This is a genomic window from Flavobacterium kochi, assembly GCF_048286715.1.
Taxonomy (GTDB): Bacteria; Bacteroidota; Bacteroidia; order Flavobacteriales; family Flavobacteriaceae; genus Flavobacterium.
Genome location: NZ_JBLVPW010000036.1, coordinates 14,289 through 35,446 on the forward strand (window position 1 = coordinate 14,289; position 21,158 = coordinate 35,446).

Annotated in this window: 19 protein-coding genes; 11 read left to right on the forward strand and 8 right to left on the reverse strand. The window is 31.2% G+C overall.

Features of this window, described 5'->3' with window-relative positions; all coding sequences use genetic code 11:
* Nucleotides 1-6 precede the first annotated feature (6 nt).
* The 3 genes from ACNQGH_RS20095 to ACNQGH_RS20105 are packed head-to-tail and all read left to right on the forward strand — an operon-like array spanning nucleotide 7 to nucleotide 4,908.
* Entirely contained in the window at nucleotides 7-1,122 is a 1,116-nt protein-coding gene (locus ACNQGH_RS20095) for an imelysin family protein (protein ID WP_417957802.1), read from the forward strand.
* A gap of 2 nt (nucleotides 1,123-1,124) precedes the next feature.
* Nucleotides 1,125-2,492 (forward strand): HTTM domain-containing protein, encoded by a 1,368-nt coding sequence (locus tag ACNQGH_RS20100; RefSeq protein ID WP_417957803.1) that lies wholly within the window; start codon nucleotides 1,125-1,127, stop codon nucleotides 2,490-2,492.
* Nucleotides 2,473-4,908 carry a TonB-dependent receptor domain-containing protein gene (locus ACNQGH_RS20105; RefSeq protein WP_417957820.1) on the forward strand — a complete coding sequence of 812 codons (2,436 nt, stop codon included), beginning with the start codon at nucleotides 2,473-2,475 and terminating at the stop codon, nucleotides 4,906-4,908. The genes ACNQGH_RS20100 and ACNQGH_RS20105 overlap by 20 nt, the downstream gene beginning before the upstream one ends.
* Nucleotides 4,909-5,288: 380 nt before the next feature.
* On the opposite strand, the gene ACNQGH_RS20110 is transcribed toward ACNQGH_RS20105, so the two are convergent.
* A complete protein-coding gene (locus ACNQGH_RS20110) occupies nucleotides 5,289-5,942 on the reverse strand; it encodes a carbonic anhydrase family protein (protein WP_417957804.1) in 654 nt (217 codons plus the stop codon).
* Nucleotides 5,943-5,978: 36 nt separating this feature from the next.
* Entirely contained in the window at nucleotides 5,979-6,380 is a 402-nt protein-coding gene (locus ACNQGH_RS20115) for a SulP family inorganic anion transporter (protein WP_417957805.1), read from the reverse strand.
* A gap of 227 nt (nucleotides 6,381-6,607) precedes the next feature.
* On the opposite strand from ACNQGH_RS20115, the gene ACNQGH_RS20120 reads away from it, so the two are divergent.
* Together ACNQGH_RS20120 and ACNQGH_RS20125 are read left to right on the forward strand one after the other, a co-directional pair.
* On the forward strand, nucleotides 6,608-7,261 hold the full coding sequence (locus tag ACNQGH_RS20120; RefSeq protein ID WP_417957806.1) for a TetR/AcrR family transcriptional regulator: 654 nt from the start codon (nucleotides 6,608-6,610) through the stop codon (nucleotides 7,259-7,261).
* A gap of 44 nt (nucleotides 7,262-7,305) precedes the next feature.
* Entirely contained in the window at nucleotides 7,306-7,569 is a 264-nt protein-coding gene (locus ACNQGH_RS20125) for a hypothetical protein (protein WP_417957807.1), read from the forward strand.
* A gap of 191 nt (nucleotides 7,570-7,760) precedes the next feature.
* Here the strand turns inward: ACNQGH_RS20125 and ACNQGH_RS20130 are convergent, their stop codons facing one another.
* From ACNQGH_RS20130 to ACNQGH_RS20155, 6 genes are all read right to left on the reverse strand, one after another.
* Entirely contained in the window at nucleotides 7,761-8,708 is a 948-nt protein-coding gene (locus ACNQGH_RS20130) for a DUF5777 family beta-barrel protein (RefSeq protein WP_417957808.1), read from the reverse strand.
* 5 nt (nucleotides 8,709-8,713) lie between these two features.
* A complete protein-coding gene (locus ACNQGH_RS20135) occupies nucleotides 8,714-9,268 on the reverse strand; it encodes a YceI family protein (protein ID WP_417957809.1) in 555 nt (184 codons plus the stop codon).
* 27 nt (nucleotides 9,269-9,295) lie between these two features.
* Nucleotides 9,296-9,661 (reverse strand): c-type cytochrome, encoded by a 366-nt coding sequence (locus tag ACNQGH_RS20140; RefSeq protein WP_417957810.1) that lies wholly within the window; start codon nucleotides 9,659-9,661, stop codon nucleotides 9,296-9,298.
* Nucleotides 9,662-10,362: 701 nt separating this feature from the next.
* Nucleotides 10,363-12,897: a TonB-dependent receptor gene (locus ACNQGH_RS20145; RefSeq protein WP_417957811.1), complete on the reverse strand. Its 2,535-nt coding sequence runs from the start codon at nucleotides 12,895-12,897 to the stop codon at nucleotides 10,363-10,365.
* 9 nt (nucleotides 12,898-12,906) lie between these two features.
* Nucleotides 12,907-13,806 carry a FecR family protein gene (locus ACNQGH_RS20150; RefSeq protein ID WP_417957812.1) on the reverse strand — a complete coding sequence of 300 codons (900 nt, stop codon included), beginning with the start codon at nucleotides 13,804-13,806 and terminating at the stop codon, nucleotides 12,907-12,909.
* A 45-nt stretch (nucleotides 13,807-13,851) separates the two neighbouring features.
* Complete coding sequence (locus ACNQGH_RS20155; RefSeq protein WP_417957813.1) at nucleotides 13,852-14,373, reverse strand: RNA polymerase sigma factor; 522 nt, start codon at nucleotides 14,371-14,373, stop codon at nucleotides 13,852-13,854.
* A 188-nt stretch (nucleotides 14,374-14,561) separates the two neighbouring features.
* Here ACNQGH_RS20155 and ACNQGH_RS20160 point away from each other — a divergent pair, with 188 nt between their 5' ends.
* From ACNQGH_RS20160 to ACNQGH_RS20185, 6 genes are all read left to right on the forward strand, one after another.
* Nucleotides 14,562-15,593, forward strand: a complete 1,032-nt coding sequence (locus tag ACNQGH_RS20160) for a hypothetical protein (RefSeq protein WP_417957814.1) — start codon at nucleotides 14,562-14,564, stop codon at nucleotides 15,591-15,593.
* Between the two features lie 136 nt (nucleotides 15,594-15,729).
* Nucleotides 15,730-16,539, forward strand: coding sequence for a DUF2490 domain-containing protein (locus tag ACNQGH_RS20165; RefSeq protein WP_417957815.1), 810 nt, complete (start codon nucleotides 15,730-15,732; stop codon nucleotides 16,537-16,539).
* Nucleotides 16,540-16,551: 12 nt separating this feature from the next.
* Nucleotides 16,552-17,607 (forward strand): hypothetical protein, encoded by a 1,056-nt coding sequence (locus ACNQGH_RS20170; RefSeq protein WP_417957816.1) that lies wholly within the window; start codon nucleotides 16,552-16,554, stop codon nucleotides 17,605-17,607.
* Nucleotides 17,608-17,641: 34 nt separating this feature from the next.
* Entirely contained in the window at nucleotides 17,642-18,706 is a 1,065-nt protein-coding gene (locus ACNQGH_RS20175) for an ABC transporter transmembrane domain-containing protein (RefSeq protein ID WP_417957817.1), read from the forward strand.
* A 98-nt stretch (nucleotides 18,707-18,804) separates the two neighbouring features.
* Nucleotides 18,805-19,533 (forward strand): hypothetical protein, encoded by a 729-nt coding sequence (locus tag ACNQGH_RS20180; RefSeq protein WP_417957818.1) that lies wholly within the window; start codon nucleotides 18,805-18,807, stop codon nucleotides 19,531-19,533.
* Between the two features lie 160 nt (nucleotides 19,534-19,693).
* Nucleotides 19,694-20,209 carry a hypothetical protein gene (locus ACNQGH_RS20185; RefSeq protein WP_417957819.1) on the forward strand — a complete coding sequence of 172 codons (516 nt, stop codon included), beginning with the start codon at nucleotides 19,694-19,696 and terminating at the stop codon, nucleotides 20,207-20,209.
* Nucleotides 20,210-21,158: the final 949 nt, after the last annotated feature.

Consider the following 21,158-nt stretch of genomic DNA (forward strand, 5'->3'; position numbering starts at 1 on the left):
TAAGAAATGAAAAAGATCCTATTAATTTTAAGTCTTATTGTTCTGGTTGTGGCTTGCTCATCTAATGATGGAGAAAACAAAACAGACGGGAATAATTATGATAGAACAGCGCTTTTAAGTAACTGGGCTGATAACATCATTATTCCAAGTTATGTAAATTATCAAGCGAAAGTTCAAATATTGGTAAGTAGTGCAAATACTTTTGTTGTAACCCCAACTGAAGCAAATCTTCAAATTGTTAGAACATCTTGGCTGGAAGCCTATAAGGCATATCAATATATATCGATGTATAATTTAGGTAAAGCAGAGGAAATTAATCTTAATATGGCTTCCAATACCTACCCAACGAATGCAATTGGTATAGAAGCAAATGTTTCATCCGGAAGTTACAATCTAGCATTGTTGTCTCAAATAGACAAACAAGGTTTTCCGGCATTAGATTATTTAATAAATGGGTTGAGTACAAATGATGCTTCAATTGTTGGTTTTTATTCTACAAATACAAATGCAACAAATTACAAGCAGTATTTAACAGCTGTTGTGAGCAAACTAAAAGCAAATGTTGATATAGTTGTAACGGATTGGAATTCAGGCTTCAGAAATAGCTATATAGCTAACAACGGGACCTCAGTAAGCAGTTCAGTAAATAAAACAACAAATTTATTTGTGAAAAATCTTGAAAAAGATATTCGCACCGGTAAATTAGGGATTCCGGCAGGGATTTTTTCAAGTGGAGTTAAGTATCCGGAAAAAGTGGAAGGTTATTATAAAAACGATATTTCAAAAGAGTTGTTGAATGTTTCAATAAAAGCAACACAAGATTTTTTTAACGGAAAACATTTCAATAGTGCAACAACTGGTGAAGGTCTAAAAACATATTTAGATTACGTAAACGCTGTTAGAAATGGCCAAAAATTAAGTGATATAATAAACAATCAATTCACAACTATTTATTCTGTAAATAGTAACCTGAACAATAGTTTTTCACAACAAATATATACTGATAATTTAAAAATGATTGCGGCATATGATGCTTTGCAACAAAACGTAATCTACGTAAAACTGGATATGATGCAAGCATTAAACATTACTATTGATTATGTAGATGGCGATGGCGATTAATTATGAACTTTAGTATAACAAAATATATAAATAAATATTCAGAGGCATCAACGCTAGCTTTTTTTAGGCTAGCGTTTGGTTTTATGATGGTTTTAAGTTTGGTGCGATTTGTGAGTTATGGTTGGATTGATAAGTTCTATGTTCAACCCCAATTTCACTTTACTTATTATGGCTTTGAATGGATAAAACCACTTGGGAATTATACTTATTTATTGTTTTTTATATCAGGGTTGGCCGCTTTATTTGTTGCCATTGGATACAAATACAAAGTATCGATTATTACCTTTTTCTTGAGTTTTACCTATATAGAATTTATGGATAAAACCACTTACCTTAATCATTATTATTTTATTACGGTTGTTAGTTTTATAATGATTTTTTTACCGGCAAATGCCTATTTTTCTATTGATGCCTATAGAAATCCTAAAATTGCCTTTCAGAAAATCCCGGCTTGGACAATCGATATTTTAAAATTACTTTTAGGGATTGTCTATTTTTATGCAGGCTTGGCGAAGCTCAATTCTGATTGGCTTTTTGAAGCGATGCCACTCAAAATCTGGTTGCCGAATAATTCCAATTTGCCAGTAATTGGTTCTTTATTAAACGAGAACTGGGTGCATTACGCCTTTAGCTGGACAGGAATGATTTATGATTTAAGTATCCCTTTTTTATTACTTTATAAAAGAACCCGATTATTCGCTTTTGTTTTAGTTGTAGTATTTCATATTTTGACTAAAATTCTTTTCCCAATTGGTGTTTTTCCTTATGTGATGATTATAAGTTCATTACTCTTTTTCGATGCTAATTTTCATAAAAAGTGTTTGCAGATTATTTCCAAATTATTCAATTTCAGCCTATCGGTTTTTGAGAATAGAAAAGAAAAAATTCAAAATTTCAATGGTATTTATAAAACAAAAATAGCTTTTTTAACTTGCTTTGTAGCTTTCCAATTGCTGTTTCCTTTTCGATGTTTATTGTATCCGGACGAATTATTTTGGACAGAAGAAGGATTTCGATTTTCGTGGCGCGTGATGCTTATGGAAAAAGCCGGTTATACCCAATTTATTGTTACCGATGCGGAGACGAAAGAAAACATAATGGTAAATAACAGTCATTTTTTAACCACTTTTCAGGAAAAGCAAATGTCGTTTCAACCGGATTTTATTTTGGAGTACGCACATTTTTTACACGATTATTATCAAAAACAGGGTATTCATGATCCAGAAGTTAGAGTAGAAAGCTACGTGGCTCTCAACGGAAGGTTAAGCCAAAAATATATAGAACCAAAAATAAATCTCGCAAAAGAAAATGAAACTTTCAAACACAAAACCTGGATACTGCCTTTTAACGATGAAATTAAAGGATTTTAGTTGGATTTTTCTTTTATTTTTTTCTATAAATAGTTTCTCCCAATATAAAATTTCGGGATTAATTACATCTGAAAACGGCAAAAGAATAGCTTTAGTAGAAGTATATAACAAAACTTCCGGGACTAAATATCTTTCTAATTCTAAAGGAGAGTTTTCGATAGAATTAGAAAAATCGGGTGATTTTGAACTCGTTTTTTATAAAGAAAACTATGCTGTTTTAGAAAAAACGGTTTCTTCATCCGATGAAAATATTGTTGTTGTTTTGGATAAAGTCACAAACCTTTCGGAAGTGGTTATCAATAAGCAAAAGGAGAAAATATTTGCACTCAATAAATTAAAAGATATTGATGAAACGGCCATTTATGCCGGAAAGAAAACCGAAGTAATCTCATTAAACAGACTAACTGCAAACAAGGCAACCAATAATGCCCGTCAAATATTTGCTCAGGTTGTAGGATTAACAATGAACGAAAGTTCGGATGGCGGTTTACAATTAAGCATCGGCGGACGTGGATTGAATCCAAACAGAACATCGAATTTTAATACCCGACAAAACGGTTATGATATTAGTGCCGATGTTTTGGGTTATCCTGAAAGTTATTATGCAACACCAACAGAAGCTCTTGAAGAAATTCAAGTAGTTCGCGGTGCAGCATCATTGCAATACGGAACCCAATTTGGAGGATTAGTCAATTTTAAACTAAAGGCACCAAGCAAAAAGCCATTTGAATTTACAACAAGAAATACCGTTGGATCTTATGGTCTGTTTACCAATTTTACATCATTAAGCGGTACAAAAGATAAATTCAGTTACTACACTTTTTATAATTACAAACAAGGAAATGGTTTTAGACCGAATTCTGAATTTGAGAGTAGAAATTATTTTGGAAATCTAAATTATCAATTTACGGATAAAACTTCTTTGCATTTTGATTACACCTATTTTAATTATTTAGCGAAACAGGCTGGAGGATTAACTGATGTGATGTTTAATGAAGACCCAACACAAAGCAACAGAACACGTAACTGGTTTGCTGTAAATTGGAATTTATTTGCACTTCGATTAAAACATAAATTTAACAGCAATGCTGATTTTTCATTGCAATTATTTGGACTAGATGCGAGTCGAAAAGCACTTGGATTTCGCTCTAATAGAGTTTCTAATCCAGATGTATCAGGTACCGAAAGAGATTTGATAATAGGAAAATTTGTCAATTGGGGTGCAGAAGCGAGATTTTTACAACGATATATTATAAAAAACAATACGAGTGCCTTTTTGATAGGGGCTAAATATTATCAATCGAAAAATTCAGGAATCCAAGGTCCCGGGAGTTCTGGTAGCGATGCTAATTTTACTATTGCAGATGCAGAATTTCCGTTTTATCCAAATCAGTCCAATTATACCTATCCCAACTTAAATTTATCTGTTTTTGGTGAAAACATTTTCAAAATAACACCTAATTTTTCTGTAACACCAGGTTTTAGATTTGAAAAAATAAAAACACAAGCCGAAGGTTCTTATAGAAAAATAAATCTTGATTTAGCTGGAAATGTAATTTTGGACGAAACCAAGTTTGAGAACAACATTAAAGACAGAAACTTTGTTTTATTGGGTGTTGGATTAAGTTATAAACCACAAAACAGAATTGAGTTTTATGGAAATATTTCACAAAATTATCGTTCGGTAACCTTCAACGATATTAGAACTGTAAGTCCAAGTCAAGTTATAGATGAAAATATTACAGACGAAAAAGGCTATACATCAGATATCGGAATACGAGGACAATTAGGAAATAAAGTAACTTTTGACGCTAGTATTTATGGATTATATTATGATGACAAAATTGGGGAGTATGAAACAAGAAACCCTAATGGTTCTGCGGCAATTGTAAGGTTCAGAGATAATATCGGAACTGCTGTTACTTATGGATTTGAAACGATGTTCGATTGGAGTTTGAGCAAGACATTTTTTAAGGAGAATGACAACTTTGTTTGGAATGTATTTTCTAATATCGCTCTTACTAATTCTGAATACTTAAAATCCAATGCTCCAAATATCGAAGGAAATAAAGTAGAGTTTGTCCCGCTTTATAACATAAAAACTGGAACTGGGATTGGGTATAAAAACTTTATGTCAAGTATACAATTTACTTATGTTTCTTCTCAATATACAGATGCAAATAACAGCAGGACGGATCCGAATGACAATGTATATGGTATTTTTGGACAAATTCCGGCCTACTATGTAGCCGATTTTTCTACTTCATACAAATGGAAAAAATGGAAACTGGAAGCAGGAATTACAAATTTTACAAACAATAGTTATTTCACAAGAAGAGCCACTGGTTATCCAGGTCCTGGAATCATACCGTCAGATACTAGAACTTTTTATACGACTTTAGAATTTGTTTTTTAATGTTTTAGAGTAATAAAAGCCTATCTGGCTCTTCTCCTAAAGTTGTTAGTAAGTATTAAAATTAGTAATTACTGGAAGTTGCCTATGAATGTTTTACCGTTTTTTTTTATCTAATTCCCATTATGCTTATTTCCCAGCATCAAAAGACAAATGCGTGCTAAGCATAAACCCACTGTTATATTGAAATACCGATTTGTCATTTACCCTTTTCCCTTGTTGCAAATTTTGACTCAAATAACCCGCTTCAATTTTAAAGTTTTTATTTACTTTGTAACCTAATAATGCTGCCAGTCTATTTTGAACATCATAAGCAGTTAAATATAAAAACGTACAGTCGATAGACAACTGCACGTTTTGTGAACAGTATTTATTTATATTTTTTAATTTTTATACCCATTTACTATCATGGTATCATCATAGAAAGTCACCAGTCCCGTTGTAATGTCATGCGTTCCTCCTACAATTCCAATCTCCCCTTTTCCTATCATTTCTTTTAGAATTGGGCTGCGCTCCATTATGGCATGCACCGTTCTTTTTACATTTATGGTAGCCACTTTTTCTACGAACTCCCCATTACTTGAACTGCGATTTTCGGTTTCGGTTTTTTCATCATAAACAGCCGGTTGAATTTTACTTAACAGAGCGGTTAAGTTACCCATTTCCACATGATCACAAGCACCTTTTATGGCACCACATTTTGTATGCCCCAAAACTACGATTATTTTCGATCCCGCCACTTTACAAGCGAACTCCATACTACCCAAAATATCTTCATTAATAATATTTCCAGCAATACGAACACTAAAAACGTCTCCCAAACCTTGGTCAAAAATCAACTCTGCCGAAGTTCGAGAGTCTATGCAACTCAAAATAACGGCAAAAGGGTGTTGTCCATCCGATGTTTCATTGGCTTGTTGCAAAAGGTTTCGGTTTACTTTAAGATTATTCACAAATCTTTTATTACCTTCTTTTAATATTTCAATCGCCATTGTAGGGGTAATGGCATCTTGCATTTCTTTGTTTAATGTTTTCATTGTTTTTTATTTTTTATTTTTAAAAAAGTTTCGGTTTTAAGCTGGTTCGATACAGTTTATTTTTTCAACGGTAATATTCTTGGTCTTGGCATTAATCTGATAGTCTTTTATGAATTCTGCCACATCATAATCTATGGATTTGGAGTAAGAGCAGTCAATAATCACTTTTGAATTTGCAGGGATGCTATCCAGCGCTTGTATCACACTTGGTTTATTGAAAAATGAAACCTCTTCGGACAAAACAATATGATGCACTTCATGTCCCTCTTCGGTCGTCGTAACATCTTTCAATTGGTACGAATTTCGGTAGCTGTGGCGCAAAGCATAAAAGCCGCCCAATAGCATCCCTACGGTAATCCCTTTTAGCAGATCGGTTGCCAAAATAGTGGCAACTGTGGCGGCAAAAGGAATAAACTGTTCCCATCCTAATTTATACATCTCTTTAAAACCTTAAACATATTTTTTAGGTCCATAATCAGTTTTTTAGTTTAACATGCCAAAGATAGATATAATATTATTAATGATAGTAATACTATCATTAATAATTGTAAAATAAATTTTATCTATATTTGCCAGATAAAGAGGAAGCCTCTTCTTTTTTGTCATTTATTATACAAAGACTAATTAATACAAGGATTTAAATGGAGTTACAGTTGCAAATAAAAATGAATGAGGCGTTATTTCTTCGCAATCCTGAACAGACGGAGTTGGGAAAAAAGATTATTATGCACAGCATTCAATTAATCTATAAAAGCGGTTTTGAAACCTTTACCTTTAAAAAATTGGCAAAAGACATTGGAACAACCGAAGCGGGCATTTACCGATACTTTGAAAACAAACACCGCTTGCTGTTATATCTTGTAGCTTGGTATTGGAGTTGGCTTGAATACCAGATAAGCTTTCATACTAATAATATTAATGACCCCATCATTAGATTAAAAATGGTGATCAAATTATTAGCCACGACAGTCAAAGATGATGAAAAAACAAGTTATGTTAACGAAAGTTTGTTGCATCAAATTGTTATTTCAGAAGGCTCAAAGGCATATTTAACAAAACATGTAAGCGAGGACAATAGACACCATTTTTTCAAACCCTATAAAGACCTTTGTGCCGTTATTGGAAATCTAATTTTAGAATGTAATCCGAAATACAAATACCCGAAATCATTAGCCACCACCATTATTGAAATGGCTCATTTTCAGAATTTTTTCATGAACAACTTGCCTTCACTTACCGATTTTGGAAAAAATAAGGACGAGGCAAAAATCATTGCCTTTCTTGATGATTTGGTGTTTTTCAGTATAAATAAAATTTAGTTGTCGATGAGATGTCTGTCATTTGAAGGGGATTCACAATAGAATTGAAAACAATTGTTCGTTTGCTTTTTGGAATATACAAAACCTGTCAAGTGCTTCGTTTGTTGTACGACTTCGTTTGGAATGTATTCTCCAATATTGCTATTACCAATTCGGAATATTTAAAATCGGACGCTCCAAATATTGAAAGGAACAAAGTGGAATTTGTACCTCTTTATAATATAAAAACAGAAACAGAAATTAGGTATAAAAACTTTATTTCGAGTATACAATTTACCTATGTATCATCTCAAATAGCTCCGTTTTAGGAATATTACTTTACAGTAAAACAAACTTTTTATTCAGCTAAAATATTGATTATCACTGTGTTTTTAATTCATAAAGTTACAAAAAAAAGAAATTAAAAATATTACATAATTTTAGAGGCGAGTTAAATTATTCAAATATTAATATCCAAATATTTAATAAAAATGCTGATTAAAATACAATCAGCATTTTTTTACCTGTTTTTCTTTTTAAATGAAAAAGGTCTGGAAATACTGAATCCCCATCTGAATTGACCTTTTTTCCAAGAAGTTGTGGTATAAGGAATAAATTGATTTTCTAATAGCGCCGTATTATTCATAAATGTCAATTGAAAAACATGGCCTCCTGTTTCAATTTCAAGACCAGCTGCCAAAGGGTTATAAAAAGGCAGTCCGTTTTTTTCAAAATAAGCTTTACGATTTTTACTATCGAAAGTATAAAAATAGTCGGCTATTAGCGCCATTCTTTTAGTTAATTTAGCTCTTGCACCAATTCCGACAGCAAAAACATCATTACTATCACCATACCCTACACGGTTATAGTGGGTGTAGGTTGGCAGCAATGCTAATGAAAAATTGCTGCTAAATTTCCTAACTATAATTGTTTGGGCCACGAACGACCAACGATCAGAAAATGTATCAAAATGATCGGGAACTTTAGGATTGACATTAGAACCCATTGTGGAAACAACGGCGTTGCCAAAGAAAGTAATTCCCAAAGGGATACGGTCTTTTTCGGTTTGTTCGAATAGCTTATACTTAATATTTGCTTCTAGCAACTGACGAATAGCAGTTGCTCCTTTAGTTCTAGAGATTCCAAGTGCTAAACGCTCTGAAAGTCCATAATCTAAAGCAATTTTAACATCGGCGGCATTGTCGGTTCCATAGAAGGTTTTAAATCCACCGTAATGACCTCCGGCGTCTCCAAATCTATGTGAAATTATAAAATCAAGCTCTCCTTTATGAACTAATTCATTAGATCTGGCATTAATAATTCGGGAGGATTTAAAAGTGGCATAAACCGGAATAGTGTCTTTTTCACTTGTCGTTTCAGAAGGTAGATAGTTCTCCATATTGTCTTGAGCGGTTACACCAAAGACTGGCAACATCACAACTAAAACGATTCTAAATATTTGATTCATTTTCATTACACTTTTTTGTACGGCTTATAATTTGCTGTGATTTTTATCTCTAATTGTTCTGCTATTTTTGCAAAGACAACCGTTGGTATCTCTACACCATGATCGGCAAGTTTAATTTTAAAATCAGAAGTTAAAACTAAACCGTTTTCATTACTGGAAAGCGTTCCTGCTATTTTGTATTCTTTCTTTTTCCCGTGTATATTTAATACTCCAACGATGGTCACTTTATGATTTCCAGTTTTTGTAAAATCAATATCTTCTAAAATTTTGCCATTAAAATCAGATACTGGAAATTTGTCACTTTCCATATAGTTTTCATTGAAATGCTCTTGCATTAATTTTTCTCTAAACTGAAAAGTGGTATTTTGAATTTTAAAATATACTTGTTTGGTCGTGTTATTTAAAACGGTAGCTACTTTATTACTCGTTCCGTCTATGTCTTGTACAGGCGTTTTAGAATAGAAACTGACTTTTGCGTTTGAAGTGGTAAAAATGTCTTGCGAAAACATAGAAGTAAAGGACAATGCTGCTAGTGCAACATAAAATAATTTTGGTTTCATTGTGTAAATATTTAAATAAGTAATTGATTAATTTTCAGGCATTCCTTTAGCAATCCATGCAGCCATTAAATCACGGTCTCGTTGAGAAAAAGGAAATTTTGGTGGTGGTGGCATGGTTCCGTTAATAATTGTGGTTGCTATTGGATTAGCATATCTAACAGCATTTTCATAATTATGAGAGTTTAACCACCATGTTTCGGCAGAGCCGTCAACACCATGACAGGTGGCGCAGTTTTTTGTTAAAAGAGGTTTAACAAAATTTTGATAGGTTACATTCTCCGATGTAATTTCAGGAGATGCAAATACTTTTCGATCATTAATATAGTCACCTTCTTTAGAACAAGATAGTAGACTAAATACGATTCCGTATTTCATCAATTTAAAAGAATTCATTTTTTTTATTTAGATTAATTCTTAATAATTATTTGCAAATATAAATGTTATTTTTAATTATTCTAAATAAAAATATTGTTTTTTAAAAATAAATTTTAACTAATTATTAACCTTATGAAAATGTTACATTTATGATTTCAGCAACACCATTTGCCATAGATACTTACGTCAAAAAAAGAAATCAGAAGACATCATAGCCATAAATCGATATGTGGCTGTTATGAAGTGAAATTTAATTCTTCTGCTGAAACATTCAGCTGTTCTAAAGACACTTTAAACTGTAAATCATCTAAAAATAAAGCACGATTGCATTTTAGAGTAGGTTGAATTAGTAGAAGATGAATCAAAGCAAATTTTTATACAACATCTTTTAATTGTTGGGAAAACGGTTAAAGATATTGTTTAACATTGGAGGCAAGATTGCTTATATGATAACTAGATTTGTACACTTCTTTTAAGACAGAAGTGCAATTATTCAAATTGTTTAAAAGTAAAATAGCATTTTGTTTATCTTGAGTAATCAAAAAATGAATGCTATCTTAAAGAAGCTGGATGCTACATTCTAAAAGAAATTACTTTTCATATCTCAAGACATACATTTGCAACATCCATTACGCTTGATAGAATTAGGTAATCCAAGTTTAACAATGGCGCCTTCTTTCAATTTGGTAGGGATTAATGTTCTTACAAGCAATGTAGGTTTAATAAGTTATTCTAAAACTTAAATTTGGAGTTCGTCGAAGTGAAAAAGTTTTAACATCTTCAATAGAATTTGTAATGGTATTTATTCTATAATATTCACTAGTTTCATTTTTCCGATTAAATACATTCAATACGGAGAAACCTAGTTTATATTGAATTTCATTTGAGCTTTCCCATTTGTATGTTGTCGAAAAATTAACTTGAAAAAAGTTATCAAGGACTTTATTATTAGGGGTATTATAATCAATTTTTGGATTTGAGAAATTACTATAATTTATTGTTGAACTTATAGGAGTTGTCTGAGGTCTTCCAGAATACCATTTTGACCCTAATGCTATTTTTAGATTTTTTCTTTGATAGATTCCAGCCCAAGAGACAATATGATCTAATTTAAAGTTGTTTGGGAATACTGGCTGGTCTAAATTTGGAAAGTGATAATTGTTATTATTATAAGTATAACTCAACCAAGTAATGAAATGATTTATTTTTTTTTGAACCAGTATTTCAATTCCTAAAACTTCATAATCACCATTAATTTTTAAAAATTCTAATTGGTTTTGAAATCCTTGGCTTGAGCTATTAATTCCGGTTACCTTTTTATAAAAATTTTCTAAAGTAAATAACCAATTGTTTTGGATATAAAACAAACTAATCGATGCTTGTTTACTTTTTTGAATAGGAATAGTAGTGTTGTTTGCCAATATCCACCGTCTTTTTTCTATTCCAAAATAATCTTTCTGCAGATCGATAACCTGATAACAGTTTTGGCTTTTGAATTCACCTAATACTTCTAAATTAAAATGTTTTGAGATTGCATAATTAAACTGTAGTCTTGGTTCAAAAACGTATTTTTTAAATTTCTCTGTATAATTTAATCTCAATCCGGTATTAAAATATATTTTGGATAAGGTATCGTTATATTTTCCTTCAACTATAAGCGCATGAGTTCGCAGAACTTCTTTAATTCTTCGGTAAAATATTGGACTATTTATTTCATCTAAATTTATAGTGCCAATTTCGTTGAATTGATATCCATTATTAAAAGTAAATTTTGAATTGATAATATGTCTATTCTCTAGTTTAAAACCATTGTCTAACACTTTATTTTGCTGCTTTACAGTTTGATTATCCTCTATTCTATTTTTTTCGGCATCAAGTTCATAGGACGAAGTATAAACATTGATAGTACTATTGTTTTTTGCATTCCAGTTTCGTTTCCATGAAAGATTACCCCCATAATTTTTTTGATATAAAATATTATTTTCCGACTGAATTGTAGTATTAATTCGGGTGGTTTGAAAAACTTTAAGTTGGTCATTTATAGTTATAAAATCTAAAATAAGATGATCTTTTCGTCCAATATTTTGAGAATATTTAGCTGTAATGTCGTAAAAATTAAATTTCTTGTCACTTGTATAATCAACATTTTGATTATTGGAAAAATTAATAATACTTGTGTTTTGAAAAGCCTTATTATAATATTCTTCATAGGTAGGTGTTTGTACTAAATCGGCTATGGATTTTCTTCCTGAAATTTCCAAGAAACCTTTTTTGGTGATATTAAACTTTGAATAAATGTCCGCATTAATCATATTTATTCCTGCGCCAAAACTGTTTCCTTCTGAGTTATTTGGGTTAGAGGACATATCAACAACACTCGATACACTTTCGCCAAAAAAAGCAGAACTCCCATTTTTAGTTATAGAAATAGTATGGGCTAAATTAGGATTGAACGCCGAAATTAAACCGAAAAAATGTCCCGTTTGGTACATTTTGATGCCATTCCACAAAAATAAGTTTTGATCATGTGTACCTCCTCTCACATTAATGCTAGAAACACTTTCTTCAACACTATAAATACCGGGAATTTGCAACATGGTTTGTAAAACATCGGGTTCAATTAAACCAGGCAATATTCCGAGTCTCTTCGGTTTTATTTCAAATGTCCCATCAATTGTTTTTGAAATTCCGGATGTTAAAAAATGATTCGCTATTATATTATTTAAGCCCGAAACTTCAACTTCAAGATAAATTTTAAGGCAATTTTTATTTTGTAAATCAGAAACAGAAATTTTTTTAGTGGCAAATCCCACATAACTGACCAGTAAATCAGTTACGGTCTCTTTTTTTAGTTCAAAATACCCCCTTTTATTAGTTACAGTACTGGTACCTAAAAACTTAATGTTCACATTTTCAAGTGGATAATTATCATCTTTCGAAAATACATATCCACAAATATTTTGTGTATCTAATTCTTTATTGTTAAAAATATTAATAAATTTATTGTCTATGTTTTCAAAAAAGAGATTGGTTTTCTTTTGAAGATAATTAATCTTCTTGTTCAAAGACAACGATTTTTTTGGAGGTACAATTTTAAAAACAACTATTTCATTATCAATGTAATTAAAATAAATATGATGTTGTTTTTCTATTGATTGCAGAATATCTTTTAATGCAATTGCTTTGCTTTTGTCTTGGGCATTTATACTCAAGGCAAAAACAAAGCAAAAAAATAAGACACCAATCCGTTTCATTAAAAACACTTATTTTTCTTCAAAAATTATTTCGTTGGGAGCAATTTTATTCGATTCTAAATGATAGGTTGTTGCAATAATTTGAAGGGCAACATCAAGATTGTCAATAGGAATTTTTCCAGTAAATAATTCATCAGAATATTTTACTTTTACTTCAATAGAAACGTTGTATTGCCTTTGAATTTCATCTAATATGTTGCGTAAATTTTCTTTATTAAAAGAAATTTTATTTTCTAGCCATTCTGGTTTAGAAGTATTAACTATTGTATTTATCTGCTTTCCATTTTCAAAAATAACACTTTGCCCGTGGGTTAAAATTACCTCTTTGTCTTTGTAATTTACTTTTACCCTTCCTTCAAAACAAGTTACATCAAAACGATTTTTCCTTGCTTTAACATTGAATTGAGTTCCAAGAACAGCCACTTTTCCAAGAACAGTTCTAACTTCAAATTTTTTGCCTTTTGCTACTTTAAAATAGGCTTCGCCATCTAACTCAAGGTTTCGGTTATTGTCCCAATTCCACTTTTTATATTCAATTTCTGAACCTGCATTCAAAACTACTTCGGAATTATCCGGCAACGAAAAAGTGGTTCTTTTGCCATTTGGTGCATATTGAGTTTGTGAGGCAAAATTTTGCACCATAAATGTAATTCCTAGCCCGATAACTAAAATGGCAGCCACTTTAAATAGCCAGTTTTTGTATAAAGGAATAACTTTAGGTATAATCTTTTTATGACTAAGAGTGTTTTCTAAAATTTTCTCTTCATTAAAATCCGGTACTTTTAAATGAGCAGTATAGTTTTTAATTTTTTCATATTTTTCATAAGCAGGATTAGCTTTAAATTCAGCTAATTCGGCTTCTGTCAAATCGTTGTTTAGCCATTTTGCTAAAATGTGATTCTCTTCCATTGTATTAATCTTATTATGTTTAAAACAAGTAAAAACAAATTTACCCTACTTTATACTATCAATTTCTTTTCTTAGTTCAACTAAAGCCAAATGTATTCGCTTTTCAACTGCTTTAACACTTATATTTAATTCGTCTGCAATTTCGCTATATTTTTTGCCATCAATTCGATGCATCAAAAAAGCAACTCGTTGTGTTTCATTCAAATTTTCAATTGATTTTAAGAGCTTGCTTTTGAATTCCTTTTCTTCGAGTATAAATTCCGGGTTTTCATTTGTTTTATCAAGACCCGTAAAATTCTTTTCATATTCCAAAACTACTTTTTGATGTGCAATTTCGTTAAGAGAGTTATTATTGGCAATTGTATATATGTATGATTTCGCTTTTTCAATGGGAACCGCAGCACAGTTTTGCCAGAGTTTAATAAAAGCTTCTTGAGTTAAATCATCAGCTTGGTCTTTATTTCCATACTTATAAAAAAGAAAATTGCGAAGTGACTTAGCATGATTTTTGAAAAAGGTTGAAAAAATAATTTTATTACAAGTTTCTGATAATGAATTTGTTGTCATTTATTCCGTAATTATTTACCTTACAAAGGTATATTTATTTTTAAATTTTGGTAGGGTAATATTGATGTAAACTGTTTTATTATCAAAACCTCTAATTTTTTTATAGGAAATTAGCATAAAGAAAACTCGATATAAACACCGATGAAAACATACTAATTCCATATTTACAAAACAAATATTAGCTACACATGAAAACAATTAAATATTTATTAATGAGCTTTACGGCAATATTATTTATTTCTTGTCAAAATGAGGAAACATTGATTATTCAAGATACTACTCAAAACTTAACAGCCGTTTCTCCCCTTACGGGTTTGATCTCTAGGGTTTCACAAAACGCTACTTCTCAGGATAATGTTTTGGATAATTCCAGCTGTTTTAATGTTCAGTTGCCGGTTATTGTTATTGTAGATGGAAAGCAAATTACAGTATCCAACCAAAATGATTATTTAACAGTTCAAGCTGCATTAGATGCTTTTTCAAATGATGATGATATTGTAAACTTTGTCTATCCAATAACAATTCAGTATCAAAATTTTAAAACTCAACTGATTACAAATTCGGATCAATTAGATGATGTTATTGATAATTGTGATGAAGATGACGGGTTTGATGAAATTGACTGTATACATATAAATTACCCAATAAAGATTGATATTTACAATACAAATAATCAAATTGCAAATACTATTACTATTCAAAATAATAAAGATTTATATAACTTTTTAGAAAATATAGAAAGTAATGTATTTATTTCTATCAACTATCCAGTTTCTATTACCAATCCGAATGGTCAAAATGTTGTAATTACGAATAACTCTGGTTTTGAAAATAGTATTGAAGCTGGAATTAAAGATTGTGGTAATAATACAGGCACTGTAGGAAATCCGAATTTCACTTCGATTTTGACAGATGGAACATGGCATGTTTCTTATTTTTTTAACAATGGTGACGAAACCTCAAATTACAATGGTTATAATTTTACTTTCAATTCTAATGGGACTGTTGTAGCTGTAAAAGGAACAAGTACTATTGGCGGAAGTTGGTCCACTTTTGTAAACAATGGTCAAGATATATTTCTGTTAAAATTTGATGACAGTAAATTAGATGAATTAGAAGACGATTGGAAAATTACGGAATATACAACTACTAATGTTAGATTGAAAAATGAAAGCAGTAGCAGTGGTGAAACCGATTATCTTTATTTTGCCAAGAACTAATTTATAACCAAATACAAACCATAATTAGTTATTTTAAATTTTGAGAAGCCGATTTTTATAAATGTATTTATAAAAATTGTTTTCCAAAAACATCAATTATTAGCCCCCTAATTATTTATTACTTAACCCTTAAAAAATGAAAAAAGCATCAATTTTAGCTTTACTTATCATTGCGATAAGTTCTTGTTATGCCCAAAATGATTTAAAAAACTGGAATTCTCTGCAATTTAATCTGTCTCTTTCAAAAAAAATGGATGTGAATATTGGCCATCTTCGATCCTATAACATCAGTAACGGCTTTGTAAGTGAATTCAATCAATCATCGGTAGGTATTGATTATGATTTTACTAAGCGATTTTCAGTATCCAGTGGTGTTATAATAGGAGGGTTTTCTCCCTCAGATGGAGCTAATCGATTAACACTTCGTTCAACTTATAAAGTTCCAATCGCTGATATATTGGTCTGGTCAAATTCTGTGCAAGGTGAGTTACATTCTTCCAAAGAGACTCACTACAAGTATCGCATCCTCTATGCTACAAGGCTTGCAACTAAAAAAAGGTTCGACTTTTTACGATTACGACCGTCAGTTTCATATTCATTATACTATAATATCGGGGGGAACCCGATTAAATATTATGACCAAAATGATGATTTCGCTGTTGAACAAACTCCTGATGGATTTCATCGGGGCCGGTTATCATTAAATCTAAATTCCAAGATTACTAAAAACTTATCTGTGTCGCTGTATGGTATGATGCAACGAGAGTTCAATCTTTTTTCAGATGACTATCATAAAATTAATGTATTAAATCCTGTTAGTGGAAAAATTGTTCGACCGTTTAATAATTATAATGTAATAGGAGTAACTGCAACATTCAATTTTGACTTTATAAAAAGAAATCAAAAAGTAAAAACATCAAAAACAAATGAGGATTCAAACCTATAATATACATATCTCATGAAAAAGCGAATTAAAAAGACTTATATCTGTAAGGATATAAATGACTACACTATCGATGAAACTGTTTTGACTGATTACCATCCTAAAGTGGGAGATGTTGGCATATTTGAAATAATAAAAATAGGGAAACATAAAGCTGTTGAGGATGAAGATAAGAGAAATGCAACGATCATTCCTTCTGATTTGATGATGGCCGCATTTGGTAATAGATATGCTACAGCTCAGTTTGAAGGATATGTGCCTGATAAATGCGATGAAGAATTACACATTCTTGGTGCAGGAGGTATTGTAGGTGTTGTGCATAGCATGCATTACAATTATATAGATATTGGCCCTACCACCATTAGGCTAGTGGGTCTTGTCAAAGATAATTTGGGTAATGTTATAAATACGAAAGGTATTCAGCAATCCAATATGGCATCCTATACAGGAGCTGGTGCTACCGCAACTAAAGTTATTCTATCAATAGGATCTTCAATGGATAGCGGAAAAACCACTTCCGCTGCCTATATGGTAAACGGACTAAAGAATGCAGGATATAAAGTTGCTTATATTAAACTAACTGGAACGGCTTATACTAAAGACCGTGATTTAAACTACGACCTTGGCGCTGATATTACAGCCGATTTCAGCGACTTTGGCTTCCCGTCTACCTATCTCTGCGAAGAAACTGAGTTGTTTGATTTATATGAATCTCTTCTTCAAAAAGTAATTACAATTAAACCAGCCTATACGGTAATAGAAATTGCAGATGGCCTTTACCAACGGGAAACAATTATGTTACTAACGGATCCCAAATTCAAAAAAACGATTCATAGCGTTATTTTTTCGGCCGGTGACAGCCTTGCAGCTATAAATGGAGTGAACAGCTTAACTTCATGGGGGCTACCTCCTTTTGTTTTAAGCGGATTGTTTACAGCCAGTCCTTTATTGATAAAGGAGATAAAAAAATATACAACAATTCCTGTACTTAATATTGAAGAACTTTCTGCTAATGGGGTAGAGTTACTACATAAATTCGAAAACAAAGGGAGTTTATTAAAGGCTCTTTAAACTGTATCAGAAATATCCAAGTAAACAGCACTTTATGAAAAACATGACCTCAGAAAATAAAAATCTGCAAAGAGAATATTTCAATGCTATAAAACCTGCCCTATCCCTGTATATTTTTATTGGACTTATACAAAGTTGTGCTGCTTTTTTAGTAACTGTTTCAATAGGCGAATTTTTTAAAATTCATTTTCATTCTCATAGCAGCAAAGGGCGATTATTACATCTATTTGGCATCAAACCTCATACACTTTATGCTTTTTTTACATTGTTTATTATTCTGTTACTAATAAGAACACTATTTGAATTTTTAGAACGGTGGATTAGTTACCGGCAGGGAGAGTTATATGTAAAGCATATACGAGAAAAAATATTCTTTAAACAAATTAGCTGGAGTCAGGAGAAATTTCAGGAAAAGCATTTTGGAAAATACCTGCTGCGTTACTCCAATGACATGAAAAGCATACAAAATTACCTTACAAAAGGGCTTATGGGTGGTATAAAAGATGGATGTTTTGTATTGATGGGTTTTGTATTGCTTTGGATAATCCACCATCTGCTTGCCACCTATTTACTGATTATGACAGTGATTTTTATGGGAGTAATTTTTATGATATCCAAATTGCAAAAAAAACGAATCACTAATAGTAGAAATGAGAGAAGCAAATTATTGGCTTTCGTTACAAGGAGCTTTCACAGACATAAATCCATTAAAGAAAGAAGTACTGAAGAAGCGACGAAACAACGTTTCAACGGAATGTCCAACCTGTTATATACTGCTAATATGCATAATAACCAGTTCGAGAGTATGCTTCAGGCATTGTTGACTTTTCTTCAATACTCAATAATCGGAATTTTATTGTGGTTAATGTCATTATCCTCAAGTTCTATCGGTCGAAATGATGCACTGGTTTTTATATTAATTACGCTGATGCTGATCTCCCCGATGAAACGCCTATTAAAAGTGCCTGCTGTAATAAATAAAGGTAAAATTTCGTTAGGTAAAATAAATGAAATAATTAATTCCTCTATCAACCTAACCCAAGCGGATGAAGCAATCGTTGTTTTGGATGATAAAAATAATATTATTCTTGATGCATAATTCATGTAAATCAAAAAATATAAATGTATTTATTAAAATTGTATATCAAAACCATTAATTATTAACCCCTAATTATATATTATTTAACCTTAAAAAAAATGAAAAAAATGAAAAAAACATCGATTTTAGCACTACTTGTCATTATGATAAGTTCTTGCACGGATAATCCATCTACAAGCGGTACTGTGACATTAAAAGCTTCGTCCGTTTCTTCAACTGGGAAAACGTCTACCACTGCTCGTACTGTTGCATCAACAGTGGTGTTCACTGAATTTAAAATAAACATTAGTAAGATAAAATTTGAACTAGATGAAGTAGAAGATAAGTATCTTACAAATCCTTTTTATGATGATGATGTAAAACTTGTAGGTCCTTTTTTAGTTGATATCCTAGATCCAAACAAAACTTTGACCCAATTTATTACTTCTGTTAATATTCCAAATGCCAAGTATGAAGAAATTAAATTTAAATTTGAAAAAAGTATTATGCCGGGCGAAATGGAAGGTAAAACTTTTTTAATTAAAGGGACAATAAACGGTAAAAACTTTATCATCTGGAGTGCCAAAGATGCTGAACTTGAAATGGATTTTGCAGATCCAACTAAAGATTTCACAGTTAATGGTAACGATATGACTCTTAATATAAAAATACATCTTGATGCCATAATGGCAAGATTAATAACATTAGACAATCAAAATTTGCTTCTGGATACCGATGGAGATGGAGTTATAGAAATCAGTACTGATAATGATGATGGACACCATGATTTGGGGGAGCAAATAAAATTGCTACTTGAACAAGAAACAGACTTGGATGACAAGGACTAATTAAAATTTAAAAAAAAGAGAAGCCGAAGTAGCTTCTCTTTTTTTTAAAAGCAAAATCCTAATTAAATGTTAACTAATTTATATTGGCACAGTTGTTGGTTTTGCAAAAAAGTATTTACATAAAGAGTTAATATAAAATCATTAAATTAAATATTGAAAAATGAGAACATTAAAATTAATAGCGGCAGGAATAATTCTTTTTGCAACCAACTCAATTCATGCACAAATTTCAGTAAGTCTAAACATAGGTTCACCACCATCTTGGGGTCCTGTAGGATATGCGGAGGCAGACTATTATTATTTGCCAGATGTTGAAGCTTATTATGATATAAGAGCTACTCAATTTATTTATTTTGGAGGAGGAAGATGGATACGATCAAGATATTTGCCTAGAGAGTATAGAAATTATAATCTATACAATGGATACAAAGTGGTTTTGAATGATTATCATGGTTCAAGACCTTATAGAAATTTTGATAATGATAGGATGAGATATTACAGAGGTTATCATGGCAGACCACAAAGATCAATAAGTTATAATAATAATCGAAGAGAATGTGATAATCGAAGAGAATATGATGATCGAAGAGAATATGACGATGATGATTACGGATATAATGAGGGTCATGGAAGTAAGCATAAAAATAAACATGGGAATGAACATGAAAGAGACTAATTCCTGATAAAAAATGATAAAGGGAGGGAGACCAGAAATTGGTTCTCTCTTTTTTTATTAAATCTGTTTATTTTTTGTTGTATACACTCAACTCGGGTTGAGTTTTATTCTCCAAAGTACAAAACCATTTTGTTTGTTCTTTACGGTTTTTCACATTATCATTTTTTTTTAACCCTACTAATAGTATTTTAAATAAACCATTAGAAAAATAAACCTCGCTTAAAAACACTTAAGCGAGGTTGTTCTTATATTATGTCTTTTATTATTTAAAGTGTGAAACGAGTTGTGTAACGGTTTGTTTTTAACATTTTAAACTTTTTTTTTAAAAAAAAATATTTAAAAAAAATACGCATTATATTATGATTATCAATATGTTAAATTAACTTAAAAAGTAGTAGCTAAAGTTATTTATTTATAATTAGTATAAATAATATTTAGCTATTACTTTTGCTGCCGTAGAATTAATCTAAATAAAGGATGAAAAAAATAATATTCGCGGGCGTACTACTATTTTCTATAATTGGAACAGCGCAAGAAACAAGAAAAGATAAATCTAGATATTCCGACGAAAGTATCCCACCATTCCGCACTAAAGGTCGCCATTTATTCCGGAGCAAAGTACGCCAGTTAAACCGTCCTTTATTATCACTAAGTAAGATGATATTTTTCAAAGTTAATAATTTTTTTTAATTCTCATGGATTCACCTTTCTTATGGAAAGCTTTCCATAAGAAAGGTGAATCCATGAGAAAAAAAATGAAAAAATAGTAAAAAAATTTATCTAATTTTAAACCAAGAAATCATCAGTAAAATAACTGTCAATTTTACTCCGGAATCACCTGTCCAGTTTAAACCGGAATTCAAATACATACAAAAAGTAGAACCAAATAGCTAACTTTACTATTGCAGCGGTAAAACCTAGCACCTCAATGGTGAATACTATCCCTGCC

Excerpts from the sequence above, each read along its gene's own strand:
- ACNQGH_RS20095 (WP_417957802.1), top strand. The coding sequence starts at position 7 with ATGAAAAAGATCCTATTAATTTTAAGTCTTATTGTTCTGGTTGTGGCT.
- ACNQGH_RS20100 (WP_417957803.1), top strand. The coding sequence starts at position 1,125 with ATGAACTTTAGTATAACAAAATATATAAATAAATATTCAGAGGCATCA.
- ACNQGH_RS20105 (WP_417957820.1), top strand. The coding sequence starts at position 2,473 with ATGAAATTAAAGGATTTTAGTTGGATTTTTCTTTTATTTTTTTCTATA.
- ACNQGH_RS20110 (WP_417957804.1), bottom strand. The coding sequence starts at position 5,942 with ATGAAAACATTAAACAAAGAAATGCAAGATGCCATTACCCCTACAATG.
- ACNQGH_RS20115 (WP_417957805.1), bottom strand. The coding sequence starts at position 6,380 with ATGTATAAATTAGGATGGGAACAGTTTATTCCTTTTGCCGCCACAGTT.
- ACNQGH_RS20120 (WP_417957806.1), top strand. The coding sequence starts at position 6,608 with ATGAATGAGGCGTTATTTCTTCGCAATCCTGAACAGACGGAGTTGGGA.
- ACNQGH_RS20130 (WP_417957808.1), bottom strand. The coding sequence starts at position 8,708 with ATGAATCAAATATTTAGAATCGTTTTAGTTGTGATGTTGCCAGTCTTT.
- ACNQGH_RS20135 (WP_417957809.1), bottom strand. The coding sequence starts at position 9,268 with ATGAAACCAAAATTATTTTATGTTGCACTAGCAGCATTGTCCTTTACT.
- ACNQGH_RS20140 (WP_417957810.1), bottom strand. The coding sequence starts at position 9,661 with ATGAATTCTTTTAAATTGATGAAATACGGAATCGTATTTAGTCTACTA.
- ACNQGH_RS20145 (WP_417957811.1), bottom strand. The coding sequence starts at position 12,897 with ATGAAACGGATTGGTGTCTTATTTTTTTGCTTTGTTTTTGCCTTGAGT.
- ACNQGH_RS20150 (WP_417957812.1), bottom strand. The coding sequence starts at position 13,806 with ATGGAAGAGAATCACATTTTAGCAAAATGGCTAAACAACGATTTGACA.
- ACNQGH_RS20155 (WP_417957813.1), bottom strand. The coding sequence starts at position 14,373 with ATGACAACAAATTCATTATCAGAAACTTGTAATAAAATTATTTTTTCA.
- ACNQGH_RS20160 (WP_417957814.1), top strand. The coding sequence starts at position 14,562 with ATGAAAACAATTAAATATTTATTAATGAGCTTTACGGCAATATTATTT.
- ACNQGH_RS20165 (WP_417957815.1), top strand. The coding sequence starts at position 15,730 with ATGAAAAAAGCATCAATTTTAGCTTTACTTATCATTGCGATAAGTTCT.
- ACNQGH_RS20170 (WP_417957816.1), top strand. The coding sequence starts at position 16,552 with ATGAAAAAGCGAATTAAAAAGACTTATATCTGTAAGGATATAAATGAC.
- ACNQGH_RS20175 (WP_417957817.1), top strand. The coding sequence starts at position 17,642 with ATGAAAAACATGACCTCAGAAAATAAAAATCTGCAAAGAGAATATTTC.
- ACNQGH_RS20180 (WP_417957818.1), top strand. The coding sequence starts at position 18,805 with ATGAAAAAAATGAAAAAAACATCGATTTTAGCACTACTTGTCATTATG.
- ACNQGH_RS20185 (WP_417957819.1), top strand. The coding sequence starts at position 19,694 with ATGAGAACATTAAAATTAATAGCGGCAGGAATAATTCTTTTTGCAACC.